The sequence below is a fragment of the Ruegeria sp. SAZD011 genome (assembly GCF_059612545.1).
Map to the genome: position 1 here is coordinate 44,314 of NZ_JBXWQU010000021.1, position 13,363 is coordinate 57,676.

At 64.1% G+C, this 13,363-nt stretch carries 13 protein-coding genes; 4 read left to right on the forward strand and 9 right to left on the reverse strand.

What is annotated here, in order from left to right:
* The first annotated feature begins 40 nt into the window (after nt 1-40).
* Nucleotides 41-2,260: a response regulator gene (locus tag AC2FLM_RS07505; RefSeq protein ID WP_496856943.1), complete on the forward strand. Its 2,220-nt coding sequence runs from the start codon at nt 41-43 to the stop codon at nt 2,258-2,260.
* 12 nt (nt 2,261-2,272) lie between these two features.
* Here AC2FLM_RS07505 and idi read toward each other — a convergent pair whose 3' ends face one another.
* The 9 genes from idi to AC2FLM_RS07550 form a co-directional block, all read right to left on the reverse strand.
* Nucleotides 2,273-2,815, reverse strand: coding sequence for an isopentenyl-diphosphate Delta-isomerase (idi, locus tag AC2FLM_RS07510; RefSeq protein WP_234220724.1), 543 nt, complete (start codon nt 2,813-2,815; stop codon nt 2,273-2,275).
* A gap of 173 nt (nt 2,816-2,988) precedes the next feature.
* Complete coding sequence (locus tag AC2FLM_RS07515; RefSeq protein ID WP_496856944.1) at nt 2,989-3,402, reverse strand: c-type cytochrome; 414 nt, start codon at nt 3,400-3,402, stop codon at nt 2,989-2,991.
* 122 nt (nt 3,403-3,524) lie between these two features.
* A complete protein-coding gene (locus tag AC2FLM_RS07520; RefSeq protein WP_496856945.1) occupies nt 3,525-4,532 on the reverse strand; it encodes a P1 family peptidase in 1,008 nt (335 codons plus the stop codon).
* 27 nt (nt 4,533-4,559) lie between these two features.
* A complete protein-coding gene (locus AC2FLM_RS07525; RefSeq protein ID WP_496856947.1) occupies nt 4,560-5,306 on the reverse strand; it encodes an SDR family oxidoreductase in 747 nt (248 codons plus the stop codon).
* A gap of 53 nt (nt 5,307-5,359) precedes the next feature.
* The gene (gene arfB, locus AC2FLM_RS07530) at nt 5,360-5,779 is read right to left on the reverse strand and encodes an alternative ribosome rescue aminoacyl-tRNA hydrolase ArfB (protein WP_496856949.1); all 420 of its coding nucleotides are present in this window, start codon (nt 5,777-5,779) and stop codon (nt 5,360-5,362) included.
* 258 nt (nt 5,780-6,037) lie between these two features.
* Entirely contained in the window at nt 6,038-6,688 is a 651-nt protein-coding gene (locus AC2FLM_RS07535; protein ID WP_496856951.1) for a queuosine precursor transporter, read from the reverse strand.
* Nucleotides 6,689-6,778: 90 nt separating this feature from the next.
* Nucleotides 6,779-7,663 (reverse strand): esterase-like activity of phytase family protein, encoded by an 885-nt coding sequence (locus tag AC2FLM_RS07540; RefSeq protein WP_496856953.1) that lies wholly within the window; start codon nt 7,661-7,663, stop codon nt 6,779-6,781.
* A complete protein-coding gene (gene mepA, locus AC2FLM_RS07545) occupies nt 7,636-8,484 on the reverse strand; it encodes a penicillin-insensitive murein endopeptidase (RefSeq protein WP_234140451.1) in 849 nt (282 codons plus the stop codon). Before mepA ends, AC2FLM_RS07540 begins: the two co-directional genes overlap by 28 nt.
* 32 nt (nt 8,485-8,516) lie before the next feature.
* Nucleotides 8,517-9,881, reverse strand: coding sequence for an MFS transporter (locus AC2FLM_RS07550; RefSeq protein WP_234140338.1), 1,365 nt, complete (start codon nt 9,879-9,881; stop codon nt 8,517-8,519).
* Nucleotides 9,882-10,035: 154 nt separating this feature from the next.
* Here AC2FLM_RS07550 and AC2FLM_RS07555 point away from each other — a divergent pair, with 154 nt between their 5' ends.
* The 3 genes from AC2FLM_RS07555 (at nt 10,036) to yaaA (ending at nt 13,332) form a co-directional block, all read left to right on the forward strand.
* Nucleotides 10,036-10,323 carry a YggT family protein gene (locus AC2FLM_RS07555; RefSeq protein ID WP_496856955.1) on the forward strand — a complete coding sequence of 96 codons (288 nt, stop codon included), beginning with the start codon at nt 10,036-10,038 and terminating at the stop codon, nt 10,321-10,323.
* A 165-nt stretch (nt 10,324-10,488) separates the two neighbouring features.
* Nucleotides 10,489-12,528, forward strand: coding sequence for a DNA helicase RecQ (gene recQ, locus AC2FLM_RS07560; RefSeq protein ID WP_496856957.1), 2,040 nt, complete (start codon nt 10,489-10,491; stop codon nt 12,526-12,528).
* Nucleotides 12,529-12,561: 33 nt separating this feature from the next.
* Nucleotides 12,562-13,332: a peroxide stress protein YaaA gene (yaaA, locus tag AC2FLM_RS07565; protein ID WP_496856959.1), complete on the forward strand. Its 771-nt coding sequence runs from the start codon at nt 12,562-12,564 to the stop codon at nt 13,330-13,332.
* Nucleotides 13,333-13,363: the final 31 nt, after the last annotated feature.

The following is a 13,363-nucleotide window of genomic DNA, read 5'->3' on the forward strand; positions in this document are numbered from 1 at the left end:
GACGGATGCTGACGCCACTGAGCGTTGGGGACTGTTACGAATGAGCCTGGTAAACAAGCTTGCCGAAGAACGGCGCGCGCGTTTGGCCGCGGAAAGACTGTTGGAACTGAAGCAGGCCGAACTGTCGGCGGCAAACCGCAAGCTGGGGCGCCATGCATTGGCGCTGACCAAGCAGATTGGCGAGAAACAGGCCGAGGTGGCCACCGTCCGTGACGAGAACGAAAAGGTCAAATCGGACCTGACCGTCGCCAACGCCAAGATCGAGGTAGCCGAACGCCGGCTATGGCACTCGATCCAGACCATTCAGGACGGTTTCGCGTTTTTCGATGCGGACAGCAAGCTGATCGGCGCCAATACCGCCTATCTCAACGTCTTTGACGGGCTGGACGAGGTGGCGCCCGGTATCTCGTATATGCGGATCCTGCAACTGATGACCGAGGAAGGCATCATCGACACTGGCGAACTGGCCGCCGATGAGTGGCGGCAGATGATGCATGACCGCTGGATCGCCCCCACCCCCGAACCGGTGGTGATCCGCCTGTGGAACGACCAGTATGTCAAGATGATCGACCAGCGCGGCCATGGCGGCGATGTGGTCAGCCTGGCGCTCAACATCACCTCGACCGTGCGCTACGAGGCCGAACTGCGCGCCGCGCGTGAGCGGGCCGAGGCCGCGAACCGTGCCAAATCGGCCTTTCTCGCCAATATGAGCCACGAGATTCGGACGCCGATGAACGGCGTGGTCGGGATGGCCGAACTGCTCTGCGACACCGCGCTGGACGAAGAACAGCAGCTTTATGCCAGTACGATCAAGAACTCGGGCGAGGCGCTGCTGGTGATCATCAACGACGTTCTCGATTACTCCAAGATCGAGGCCGACAAGATGGTGCTTCACCCCGAACCGTTCGATCTGGAACGTTGCATTCACGAGGTCGCGATGCTGATGCAGCCCATCGTACGCGACAAGGGCCTGACGCTGCTGGTGGATTACGATCTGTTCCTGCCCACCCTGTTTGTCGGCGATCCGGGCCGGATGCGGCAGGTTCTGACCAATCTTTTGGGCAATGCAGTCAAGTTCACCGCCAAGGGTCATATCCTTATCCGCGTCACTGGCGTGCCCGACCCGGCCACCGGCCGCTGTGCCATCCATGTCGCGATCGAGGATACCGGGATCGGCATCCCCCGCGAAAAGCTGGCGCATATCTTTGGCGAGTTCAATCAGGTCGAGAACGAGCGCAACCGGCAATTCGACGGAACCGGGCTGGGTCTGGCGATCTCGCAGCGACTGATCCAGATGATGGGCGGCACCGTCTGGGTCGAAAGCGAAGAGGGGCGAGGATCCTGTTTCGGCTTCCGCGTCACCCTGCCGATGAGCGAGGAACCACAGCCGGTACTGCCAAACCTGCCAGTCCGGCTGCGGCATGTGCTGATCGTCGACGACCTGGCGGTGAACCGCGCAATCCTTGAAAAACAGTTGGCCCAGCTGGGTGTACGGGTGACCTGCTGCGCTTCAGGCACAGAGGCCCTGCACCAGATGAGCGACTGCGTCGATCTGGTGCTCAGCGATCACAACATGCCCGAGATGGACGGATTGGAACTGGCCGAAACGCTGCGTGGCGCGGGCTGGACCGAGGTGCCGATCTTCTTGCTGTCCTCCAATCCGGGAGTGGCCCATGCCGACCCGGCCAAACGCCATGTGCAGGGCATTCTGCAAAAACCGATCCCGCGGGCCGAACTGTTTGCACGATTGTCGGACATGGGGACCGGTATTGCGCCGGTGGCAGAGCACACCCCCGTCAGCGAAGCCCCGCTCAGGACAGAACTGGACGAACCCGCAGAACCCGCCGCGCGCCGCCAGATGCGGGTACTGGCCGCCGAGGACAACCGAACCAACCAATTGGTGTTCCGCAAGATGGTCAAGACGCTCGATATCGACCTGCGTTTCGCCAATAACGGGCTGGAGGCCGTAGAGCTCTGGCAGGAGTTCCAGCCGGATCTGATTTTCATGGACATTTCCATGCCCAAGATGGACGGGAAACAGGCGACCGGGGAAATCCGCAGACAAGAAACCGGAACCGGGCGCCATGTGCCCATCGTCGCGCTAACCGCGCATGCGATGGCCGGTGATGCCGAGGGGATTCTGGCCGCCGGGCTGGATCAGTATCTGACCAAACCACTGCGCAAGGCGCTCATCCACCAGCACATCGCCCAAGCCTGTCCGGCGGACGCGCTCCCGATTACACCAGAAGGCGGGGAGTGACCCCGGACGCACTCAAGCCTTGGCCGAGATGATCAGATCGGGCCCAAAGATGGTGTCAGCATGGTGATGCAGGTAGATTTTGAGCCATGGCGTGAACCGCTCGGGGTAACGTCGCACTTCGGCCAACAGGTCGTGATAGCCGATCCAGCGGATCTCCATCACCTCTTCGGGGTTCGGCACCACGTCGAGCGGTCCGCGCACATGGGCCAGGAAAACATCCACCACCTCGTTCTCGACCATGCCGCTGCCGACATCCGCATGGTACTCCAGCCGGTGACGGTATTCCGGATAGAGACCGGTGATCCCCAATTCCTCGCGCAGGCGCCGCACCGCGCAGGTCGAGGCGCTCTCGTCCCAGTCGGGATGAGTGCAGCAGGTGTTCGCCCACAGGCCCGGCGTGTGGTATTTGCCAAGCGCCCGGCGCTGGATCAGGATATCCATGCCCCGCACCGCAAACACTGAAACCGCCTTGTGTTTCAGACCCTTCTCATGCGCTTCCAGCTTGTCCACCGGAACAAGCGTATCGTCGACCCAAGCCGGAATCAGGATGCCCATACCATCCTCATGTCGTGTTCTCCCGTGACCGCGGCGCCAAGGGGCGGCCGCCCTGCCGGTCTCATGCCGACTTGCCGGACAAACCTGTGCGCGTTTCTCCCGACGATCAAGCGTGTAAAAGGCCGCAGTCTGCACTGCGGCCTTGCTGGTACTTTTGTACCTGATCGCGCTACTTATTCGGCAGCGACGCTTTGCAGATAGGCAAACACGTCCTCGCCACCCGATTTCAACTTGAATGTCATTTTCGACTTGGCCGCTGTTTCACCCAGATAGGTGTTCAGGAAGCTTTTGGGGTCCTGGGTAAAGGCGACAAAGCTTTCCTCGTCCCAGACCAGACCCTTTTCTCCGGCAGCAACAAGGCTGTCACCGTATTTGTACCCTTCATAGGTGCCCGCGGCCCGGCCGACGACGCCATACAGGTTCGGCCCGGTCTTGCCGCCTTTGACGATGGTCTCGCCCGCAGGGCTCTCGATCATGTGGCAGGACTTGCACTTGTTGAAACCCTTCTCACCCTTGGCGGCGTCACCCTCGGCGAGGGCGGGAACGGCAAGAACGCAGGCAAAGGCGGCGGCGACAAATCGTTTCATGTTGGGAACTCCACGAGATTTCTTAGCTGACCCAAATGAGAAGACAGAGCGCGCCGGAGTCAACACCACCATCGTCGGATTCAGGCACTGTGTCGCACCTTCTCACGCGCTTGTCAGCAGGATCACGCCTGATGCCAGCAGGGCAGCAGATCGCCAGGCGCCGGGCGCGCCAGATAGATGGCGCGGGCAATGGCGCGGGCCAGGCACAACGCGGCAGCGTGACCCAGCAGGGTCAGATCGCGTTCGGGCCTTGTCATCGGGCGGGCACCGGTCGAGACCGAGAAAACCAGATCGCCATCGCCCGGCGAATGGGCCGGAACCGTGGCGCGGGCGATGCCGTCATGGGCGGCCACCGCCATCCGCTGGCATTGCGCCTTGGTCAGGTCAGCATCGGTTGCAACGATGGCGATGGTGGTATTGGCCCGGTCCTGCGCCTGGGCGGCCATGGTCCGCATCTTGCGGCTTTCAAGCTGCCGACCCAGCCCGCAGGTGGGGTCGGGACCCAGCCCGCCGAACTCACCATCGATCTCGAACGGGGCGGCCCAGAAATGGCGATCGCCGGGGGTGGTGACACTGCCCATCGGGTTGGCGGCAACAAGTGCACCCACCGTGCTTCCGTCGGGCAGCACCAGCGAGGCCGAGCCAAGCCCGCCCTTGAGCATCGCGGTCAGCGCCCCGGTGCCCGCCCCGGCCGTACCAAGCGCGAAATCCCTGCCCGCGGCTTCGAACGCGACACGGCCCAGCGCACGATAAGGGTTGTCGAGCCAATCCTTGTCGCCGCCATTGAGCAGATCAAAGATGATCGCGCCGGGTACGATGGGAATGACCGCATCGGAGATGCGATAGCCCCGCCCGGCGGCCCGCAGCGCATCGGAGACGCCCGAACAGGCATCCAGCCCATAGGCCGAGCCGCCCGACAGCACCAGCGCATCGATCCGCGCCACCGATTTGTCAGGCGCCAGCAGATCGGTTTCGCGCGTGCCAGGTGCCCCGCCCATCACATGCACCGAGGCCATGAACGGCGCCTCGGCACTCAGCACGGTGGCGCCGGATTTCAACGCATCGTCCTGCGCATTGCCGACCAGCAGGCCGGGCACATCGGTGATCAGGTTGCGGGGGCCGGGAACCATGGCTTGCCTTTCCTCAGAGGCGGGCGCTCAGATACAGCGGCCGCCATCGACCTCCATCGCGACACCGGTGATCATCGAAGCCTCGTCCGAACACAGGAAACAGGCGGCGTTGCCCATGTCCTGCGGGGTCGAGAACCGGCCCAGCGGGATGGTGGACAGGAACTTGGCGCGCATCTCGGGCGTGTCCTCGCCCATGAAGGATTTCAACAGCGGGGTCTCGCCCGCCACGGGGTTGAGCGCGTTGACCCGCACACCATCCGGCGCAAGCTCTACCGCCATGGTGCGGGTCGCGGTGATCATCCAACCCTTGGAGGCGTTGTACCAGTTCAGCCGGGGTCGCGGAGAAACACCGGCGGTCGAGGCGACATTCAGGATCGCGCCCTTGCCGCGATCCTTCATATGCGGCACCAGCGACCGGGCAGTCAGATAGACCGACTTCATGTTGACGCGAAAAACACGGTCGAAATCCGCCTCGCTGACGTCTTCCAACGCGGTTGGAAGGTGCGTTACGCCGGCATTGTTGACCAGAATATCCACATGCCCGAACCTGCGCAGCGCCGCGGCCGCCATCGCATCGACCGAATTTCCGTCGGACACATCGACCTGATGGGCAAAAGCATCGCCATCCATCTGCGCGGCGGTCTCGCGCGCCGTGTCCAGGTTGATATCCGCTACCATGACACGGGCGCCCTCGGACACGAATTTCGCCACGATCCCGGCGCCGAACCCCTGCGCGCCACCGGTGACGATGGCTGTTTTTCCGTCCAGTCTCATATGGTTCACTCCCTCTTGGCCCGAGATTAGCAGCGGCGTGGACAGACGCCAGTCTATTCGTCGCCGATCTTGCCGCGCAGGGCCTTGACCTCGGCGCGCGCCTTCTTGGCGTCGAGCCGGCGCCGGACCGAGCCGCGCGTCGGCTTGGTCGCGATGCGGCGTTTCGGGGCCACCAGCGCGCGCGCGATCAGGTCGACCAGCCGGGCGCGAACGATCTCGCGGTTGCGGGCCTGGCTGCGGGTTTCGTCGCATTGCAGGACAATGGCCCCCTCGCTAGTCCAGCGGCGTCCTGCCAACCGTTTCAACCGCGCCTTGACCGGTGCGGGCAAGGAAGGCGAGCGCGCCGCCTCGAACCGCAATTCGACCGCCGAGGACACCTTGTTCACATTCTGCCCGCCCGGCCCCGAGGCGCGCATGAAGCTCTCGCTCAACTCCCAGTCCTGGATTACGATATCGTCGGTCACGTACAGCATGGCGACACCTTAGCGGGCCTCGCGGGTATGAAAAAGGCCGCCCATCGGGCGGCCTTTCGAAAGTTCAGGAAGCTGTGCCAGTGGGCCAACAGGCTCGACCGGGGCGGGTACCCGCCAAGGACTGCCTTGACCGGCGCCTGCCCCTAGGTTCCGGCACCTCTTACCAATCCCTTTCTCGACACTGGACCACCTCCTTTGCTTTGCTGTTGAACTCATCTTCAGCCTGCCACAGGAAGTGATTTGCGCCAAATGAAATCTTCAGGCGGCGGCGCGGGTCGGGGTAAGTCGTTGAACGATAACGCGGAACGGGATCAGCGCGATCAGGGCAAGTGAGAGTTTGACCAGCCAGTCGGCAAAGGCCAGCGTGACCCACAGCGGCATCGGCGTGCCCGTGTTCATGAAGGGCACCGCCTCCCACGCCCAGTTGACGGCGGCGTCGGCATCGGGCCCAAACAGGGTGATGCTGGCCGAAAAGGCGATGGTAAAGAACAGCGCGGTGTCCAGCGCCGAGCCGATCAGGGTCGACACCAGCGGCGCCCGCCACCAGCGCCCGCCCCGGAACCGGTTGAACACCGCCACATCGGTCAGTTGCGCGATCAGGAACGCGGTGCCCGAGGCGACCGCGATCCGCAGCGGCACGGCGGTATAGGTATAGCCGTCGCCTTGCAGCATGATCTGGCTGCCGATCAGCGAACAGATCACCCCGGTCACAAAACCGGCAAACACCACGCGCCGCGCGGCCTCGGTTCCATAGACGCGGTTCATCACATCGGTGACCAGAAAAGCCAGCGGATAGGTGAAGGCACCCCAGGTCAGCAATCCGTCGAGGATCAGGAACTGGACGAGGATGTTCGACGCCACCACGATGGCGGCCATGGCAAGAATGCCGGGAAGGAATGCGCGGGTCATGTTTCGGGGTCCGTTTTGACAAGGGTGCGGCGACTTGGTCCGCCTGTGTCGCGGACAAGCCGGGCGTTTAGCCCGCAACACCCCGTCCTGTCAATCCGGCAGCAGGTATTCGACCAGCTCGGTCCGTTGCAGCATCAGGAAATTGTCGTCGGACACCATCGTCGCGCGCAGCCGCCCCTGCCCGTCGCGCCAGACCGACAGACCTTCAAGGTTGTCATGGCTGGAAATGCGGCTTTGAAACAGGGTCTCTTCGCCAGCGACCCCGTTGGCTGTCACGTTCCAACGGCGCAGGCGCGAGCGGAACCCGATGGCGCCGGTATCCCGCTCCAGCACATAAAACCGCCCGTCAGGTCCGAAATCGGCGGCCACCGGCAGGAAGTCGCCACGCTGCTCCAGGTGAAACGCCGTGCTCCAGGCCCGCCCGTCCCAGCGATAGACCGGGATCGAACCATCGGCGGTGCGGCTGCTTTCAGGCAGGGTATAGAGCCGCCCGCGCGCGTCCATCGCCAACCCCTCGAAGGCGCCGTTGCGAGCCATTTGGCGAAACGCGTCCGGACGCGGCAGAACCTCGGCCCGGCCATCGGGGCGCATGTATCGCGCCACCCGCGCCACGCCTTCGAACGAGATGTAGATCACCCCGTCCGGCCCGATCGCCAGCCCCTCGCTGTCGCCGACCCGGCCCTTGAGTACCTTGTTCTTGCTCGACCTGACCTTGTGCACCGTGTCGATCTCGACGCCGGTGATCTGGTCACCGTCGCGCTGCACCCTCGCTGTCAGGATCGTGGCGCGGTCGGACAGTACGGTCATGCCGATACCGTCCGACGCCATTTCGATGGCCGAAAAACCGCCGAACCAGGGTTGCGACCCCCGCCAGGTGAAACTGCCCAGATGCTGTGCCTCGCCCCGGTCCACGGCAAGGCCGGGACCGGACAGCACCAGCCCCGCCGCTATTGCGAACGCAAGACGGAGGCGCATTGCTTCGGCAGGTCGGCCAGCACGTATTCGCGGCGTTTCTTGGGCGGTGGCGCATTGGGGTCACGCGGCTTCGGCGGCGGCGGGTTCAGGATATTGTTCACCCATTCCTGCGCCTCCGCACAGCCATCCCCCTGCGGCGGCGGGGTCTGATCGACACAGCCGCGCGAGCCGCGCGGACAACTCAGCCGCACATGGAAATGATAGTGATGCCCCCACCAGGGCCGGATCTTGCGCAGATAGGACCGGTCGCCCTTTTCGTTGTTGCACATCCAGACCTTGGCACCGGGAAAGACGAAGATGCGCGCCACCCGCTTGTCGCGCGCTGCCTCGCGCATGATCGCATGATGCTGGCGGGTCCAGCTGTCATTGACATAGGCGCCCTTGGCCCGGCGCAGCGAGATCGAGGAAATCTTCTCGCGATGCTGACCCGACAGACGCAGATTGTTGGCCTGCAACATCCAGATGTCGATATCCAGCCCCAGCTGGTGGCTGCGATGCCCGGTCAGCATCGGCCCACCGCGCGGCTGGCTGATATCGCCGATGTAAAGCCCGCTCCAGCCTTTCTGCCGGGCGGCAAAACCGCTCAGGTCGCGAATGAAGTCGATGGTCTCGGGGTGGCCCCAGTTGCGGTTGCGGCTCAGCCGCATCGCCTGCCAGGTGGGGCCGGTCTCGGGCAGTTGCTCCAGCCCGGCCGCGCAACCCTTGGCATAGCTGCCATAGGCGGCGGGTTTCTGCCGAGAGGCCTGCTTTTGCGCCCCGAAAAGCTCTTTGGCCAATGGCTCGGCCTGCGCCGGAGCGGCACCCAGCACCGGACTCAGCATCAATAGAAGAACGGCAATGATCTGAATAAACACTATTTCTGGTCCCCTTTTGGATTCACCCAAATCAACAGGATCAGTCCCAGAATAAACAAGCCGACGACCGGTGAAACCCCCAAGCGCGCAGACCCGGTTGCCGCCGTGGCCGCCCCGATCAACGCAGGCGCAAGAAACGCGGTCGCCCGGCCCGACAAACCATAAAGCCCAAAGCTTTCGGTTGGGGTCGCCGGATCGGTATGTCGCACCATCATCGACCGGCTGGCCGCCTGAACGATACCACCGAACCCGCCGATCAGCACACCGCAAAAGAAGAAGACGAAATCGGGCAGGCTCGAACCTTCGGCCAGCGGGATACCGAAAACCTGCGTGCGGTCCATGCCCACGATGGTGGCGCAGACCAGGATCAGCACCAGGATTGAACCGACAATGACCGGCTTGGGCCCCAGCCTGCGATCGGCCAGCCCGCCCAGCCAGCTGAACGCCGCCGCCGAAATGGCCGCGATGATGCCGAACACGCCGATCATCGTGATCTCCCAACCCAGTACCAGCCGGGCATAGACCCCGCCAAAGCCGTAAAGCCCGTTGAGCGCGTCGCGATAGAACATAGACGAGGCCAGATAGCTGGCCAGGCTGCCCCGGTGGCGCAGGTTCTTGACCGATTGCACCACCAGCGCCACCGCCTGCCCGAAACTGCCGTGCCGGCCGCTGCCGCGGGGTTCGCGCACCCAGAGGAAATAGGGGATCATGAAGATCACGAACCAGAGCGCGGTGAACGGGCCGACGGCGCGGGTTCCCTCGCGGGTCGCGGGGTCGAGTCCCAATATTGGATCGAGGCCGATCAGCGTCTTGCCATTGCCCTGCTCGACAAAGAGCAGCAGCATGATGAACAACGCCACCACGCCGCCGAGATAGCCAAAGGCGAAACCCGAGCCCGAGATCTGGCCCACTTCCTCTTTGGTGCCGAGAGAGGGGAGCTGCGCGTTGATGAAGATCAGCGCATATTCGGCGCCGATGAAACCGATGCCGAAACTGGCCATCATCCACCACAGGTTGCCACCGGTCGGATCCATGTACCACAGGCCCCAGGCGCCCACGACATACATGCCGCAGAACAAGGTGATCCAGGTCATGCGGCGGCCCGAGATATCGGCCATCGCCCCCAGGAAAGGCGCGCCGAAACCGATGATCAGCCCGGTGATGGTCAGGCATTGCGACCAGACTACCTGCGCCTGCGCCTTGGCAGCCTCGTCCGCCAACCCTTGGCCCATGAAATAGTCCGCCGCCACCGCGGCAAAGAACGGGCTGAACACGAAGGTCACAAGAAGCGTGTGATAAGGCTGGCTGGCCCAGTCGAAGAAATACCAGCCCCAGATACGCTTGCGCGCCGAGATATCCGCCATGCCTGTCCCCGTTCAAATTGTTTGTGTAATTGCTTCGGTTATGGCGGCTGGTTCGGGGGCGAGGCAAGTCTTTCCTGCGCCGGACCGCGTGAACCCTTGCGTCTTTGCCCTGCTGCTCTTAGGTCTGTCCGCGGTTCGTGCGCGAGGAGGCCCCATGCAGTCGCTGTTTCAAATCCTGATGCTGATCCTGGATGTGATCTGGTTCTTCATCCTGGCGCATGTAATCATGAGCTGGCTGATTAACTTTCAGGTGCTGAACATGCGACAGCAGCTGGTGGCGCAGATCTGGTACGGGCTGAACCGGGTGCTGGAGCCGATCTATGGCCCGATCCGCCGGATCCTGCCGCCGATGGGCGGGCTGGACCTGACGCCTCTGGTCGTATTGCTGGCAATCATGGCGCTGCGGATCGTGCTGATCAACAACGTCGCTCTGTTCTATTGAGTGCGGCGAGGGGGCGCTGCCCCCTCTTGGCCTGACGGCCAATTCACCCCCGAGGTATTTTCGAACAGAAGAAGACGGGCGCCGGTGCTCTTGTTCCCGGCGCTTTTGCGCGTGTAAGGTGGTTCCAAAGAGCAAAGTGCAAAAATCAGGACAGGCCACCCCCAGATGTTCGACGCCGCACCGCTGTTGCGAGATGTGTTTGGATTCGACGCCTTCCGCCCCGGACAGGAAGAGATCGCGCGGGCCGTGGCCGAGGGCGAGAACGTGCTGGCGATCATGCCCACGGGGGGCGGCAAATCGCTTTGCTTCCAACTGCCGGCACTGATGCGCGACGGGGTGACGGTGGTGATCTCACCGCTGATCGCCCTGATGCGCGACCAGGTACGCGGCTTGCAGGAGGCGGGTGTCGAGGCGGGGGCCTTGACCTCGGGCAACACAGCTGAAGAGACCGAGGCTGTCTGGGAGGCGCTGGACGCGGGGCGGCTGAAGCTCCTTTACATGGCCCCCGAACGGCTCGCCTCGGGCGCGGCGATGGGGATGCTGCGGCGGATCGGGGTGAGCCTGATCGCGGTGGACGAGGCCCATTGCGTCAGCCAGTGGGGCCACGATTTCCGCCCCGACTACCTGCGCATCGGAGAGCTGCGCCGGGCGCTGGGCGTGCCGCTGGCCGCCTTCACCGCCACGGCGGACGCCGAGACACAGGCCGAGATCGTCGCGAAACTGTTCGACGGAGAAGCGCCGCGCAGCTTTCTGCGCGGGTTCGACCGGCCCAATATCCACCTCGCCTTTGCCGCCAAGGACAGCCCGCGCCGCCAGATCCTGGATTTCGCGGGCGCCAGGCGCGGCCAGTCGGGCATCGTCTATTGCGGCACCCGCGCCAAGACCGAGACGCTGGCGCAAGCCCTGCGCGAGGATGGCCATAGCGCCTGTCACTATCACGGCGGTATGGAGGCCGAGGACCGCCGCATCGTCGAGACCCGCTTTGCCCGCGAGGACGGGCTGATCGTGGTAGCGACAGTGGCCTTTGGCATGGGCATCGACAAGCCGGATATCCGTTGGGTCGCCCATGCCGATCTGCCGAAATCCATCGAGGCCTATTATCAAGAGATCGGCCGCGCCGGGCGCGATGGCGGGCCGGCCGAGACGCTGACCCTGTTCGGCCCCGACGACATCCGCCTGCGCCGCAGCCAGATCGACGAAGGCTTGGCCCCGCCCGAGCGCCGCGCCGCCGACCATGCCCGGCTGAACGCGCTTCTGGGTCTGGCCGAGGCTATGACCTGCCGTCGACAGACCCTGCTGGGTTACTTTGGCGAGACCGAGATCACCTGCGGCAAATGCGATCTGTGCGACAGCCCGGCGGAACGGTTCGATGGCACCACCGCAGTGCGCATGGCCTTGTCGGCGATGCTGCGGACCGAGGAATGGTTCGGCGCGACCCATCTGATCGACATTCTGCTGGGCAACCAGACCGACAAGATCCGCGAACGCCGCCATGACCAGTTGCCCACCTACGGCGTCGGCACCGAATGGAACCGCGCCCAGTGGCAGGCGATCTTTCGCCAGATGATGGGCCGCGACCTGGTGCGCCCCGATCCCGAACGCCATGGCGCGTTGCGGATGACCGAGGCGGCGCTGCCGATCCTGCGCGGCGAGGCCGAAATCGAGTTGCGCAAGGATACGGTGCGCAAGGCGGCGCGGCGTCCGGCGGTCAAGGCCATGGTCAATGACGAGGACGCGCCGCTGCTGTCCGCGCTCAAGGCCAAGCGCCGCGCTCTGGCCGAGGCGGCGCGGGTCCCGGCCTATGTGATCTTTCCTGACCGCACCCTGATCGAGATGGCCGAGAAGCGCCCCGCGTCGCTGGACCAGATGGCCCGGATCGGTGGTATCGGTGCCAAGAAGCTGGAGCGCTACGGCGCCCTGTTCCTGGAGGTGGTGAGCGGTGCGGCCGAAGCGCTGCACCCCGCCCGCCGCAAGCTGGCCGGTCGGCAGACCGGCAACATCTATGACCGGCTGCTGGCGGTGCAGGCCGATCTGGCGCGCGGCCCCGACGGAATCGACAAGCCGCTCAGCTGTTCGGCATCGCAACTGGCCAAGGTGGCGCAGATGCGGCCCGACGACCGGCACGGGCTGGAGGTGCTGTTGGGCGACCGGCGCTGGGAACGTTTTGGTGAGGCCTTTCTGGACGTGCTGGGCCAGGCGTCCTAGATACGTGCGGAACCAAGGACGAGGGGGCAGGACATGCTGGTGGTGATCTCTCCGGCCAAGCGGCTGGATTGGGCGGAACGTGACATAGCGGCGACCGAACCCGCCTTTCAGGACGATGCGGTGCGGCTGGCCAAGACCGCGCGCAACCTGACGCTGGGCGATCTCAAGAAACTGATGGGGCTGAGCGACGATCTGGCCCGGCTCAACCGCGACCGGTTCCGCGAATTCGCCGATGCGCCCGGCGCTGATGTGACCCGCCCTGCCGCGCTGGCCTTTGCCGGGGACACCTATCAGGGGCTCGAAGCGGCCTCGCTCGACCCCGAGGAAATGGTCTGGGCGCAACAGCATCTGCGCATCCTGTCGGGGCTATACGGCCTGTTGCGCCCACTGGATGCGATCCAGGCCTATCGGCTGGAAATGGGCAGCCGGTTGAAGACGCGTCGGGGGACCTCTCTCTATGACTATTGGGGCGATCAGCTGTCCAGAACGCTGAATGCGCAGGCGGATGAGATCGGTACCGATGTGCTGGTCAACTGCGCCAGCCAGGAATATTTCGGCGCCGTGGATCCCAAGGCGCTGAAACTGCGGGTGATCACGCCGGTGTTCATGGAGGACAAGGGCGGCGCGCCCAAGATCGTGAGTTTCTATGCCAAGAAGGCGCGCGGGGCGATGGCCCGCTATATCGTGCAACGCCGTCTGACCGATCCGCAGGCGCTGAGTGAATTCGACAGCGGCGGATACCAGTTTAACGCAGAGATGTCCGAACCCGACAAACCGGTGTTCCTGCGCCCTTATCAGGGCTGATTTTCTCTCGACCTCTTGCGCGGCGCCGGGC

Bases quoted from the DNA above. Each gene is read 5' to 3' on its own strand.
- AC2FLM_RS07515 (WP_496856944.1), bottom strand. From the start codon at position 3,402: ATGAAACGATTTGTCGCCGCCGCCTTTGCCTGCGTTCTTGCCGTTCCC.
- arfB (WP_496856949.1), bottom strand. From the start codon at position 5,779: ATGCTGTACGTGACCGACGATATCGTAATCCAGGACTGGGAGTTGAGC.
- AC2FLM_RS07520 (WP_496856945.1), bottom strand. From the start codon at position 4,532: ATGGTTCCCGGCCCCCGCAACCTGATCACCGATGTGCCCGGCCTGCTG.
- recQ (WP_496856957.1), top strand. From the start codon at position 10,489: ATGTTCGACGCCGCACCGCTGTTGCGAGATGTGTTTGGATTCGACGCC.
- AC2FLM_RS07505 (WP_496856943.1), top strand. From the start codon at position 41: ATGAGCCTGGTAAACAAGCTTGCCGAAGAACGGCGCGCGCGTTTGGCC.
- yaaA (WP_496856959.1), top strand. From the start codon at position 12,562: ATGCTGGTGGTGATCTCTCCGGCCAAGCGGCTGGATTGGGCGGAACGT.
- mepA (WP_234140451.1), bottom strand. From the start codon at position 8,484: ATGCTGAGTCCGGTGCTGGGTGCCGCTCCGGCGCAGGCCGAGCCATTG.
- AC2FLM_RS07540 (WP_496856953.1), bottom strand. From the start codon at position 7,663: ATGCGCCTCCGTCTTGCGTTCGCAATAGCGGCGGGGCTGGTGCTGTCC.
- idi (WP_234220724.1), bottom strand. From the start codon at position 2,815: ATGGGCATCCTGATTCCGGCTTGGGTCGACGATACGCTTGTTCCGGTG.
- AC2FLM_RS07525 (WP_496856947.1), bottom strand. From the start codon at position 5,306: ATGAGACTGGACGGAAAAACAGCCATCGTCACCGGTGGCGCGCAGGGG.
- AC2FLM_RS07535 (WP_496856951.1), bottom strand. From the start codon at position 6,688: ATGACCCGCGCATTCCTTCCCGGCATTCTTGCCATGGCCGCCATCGTG.
- AC2FLM_RS07555 (WP_496856955.1), top strand. From the start codon at position 10,036: ATGCAGTCGCTGTTTCAAATCCTGATGCTGATCCTGGATGTGATCTGG.
- AC2FLM_RS07550 (WP_234140338.1), bottom strand. From the start codon at position 9,881: ATGGCGGATATCTCGGCGCGCAAGCGTATCTGGGGCTGGTATTTCTTC.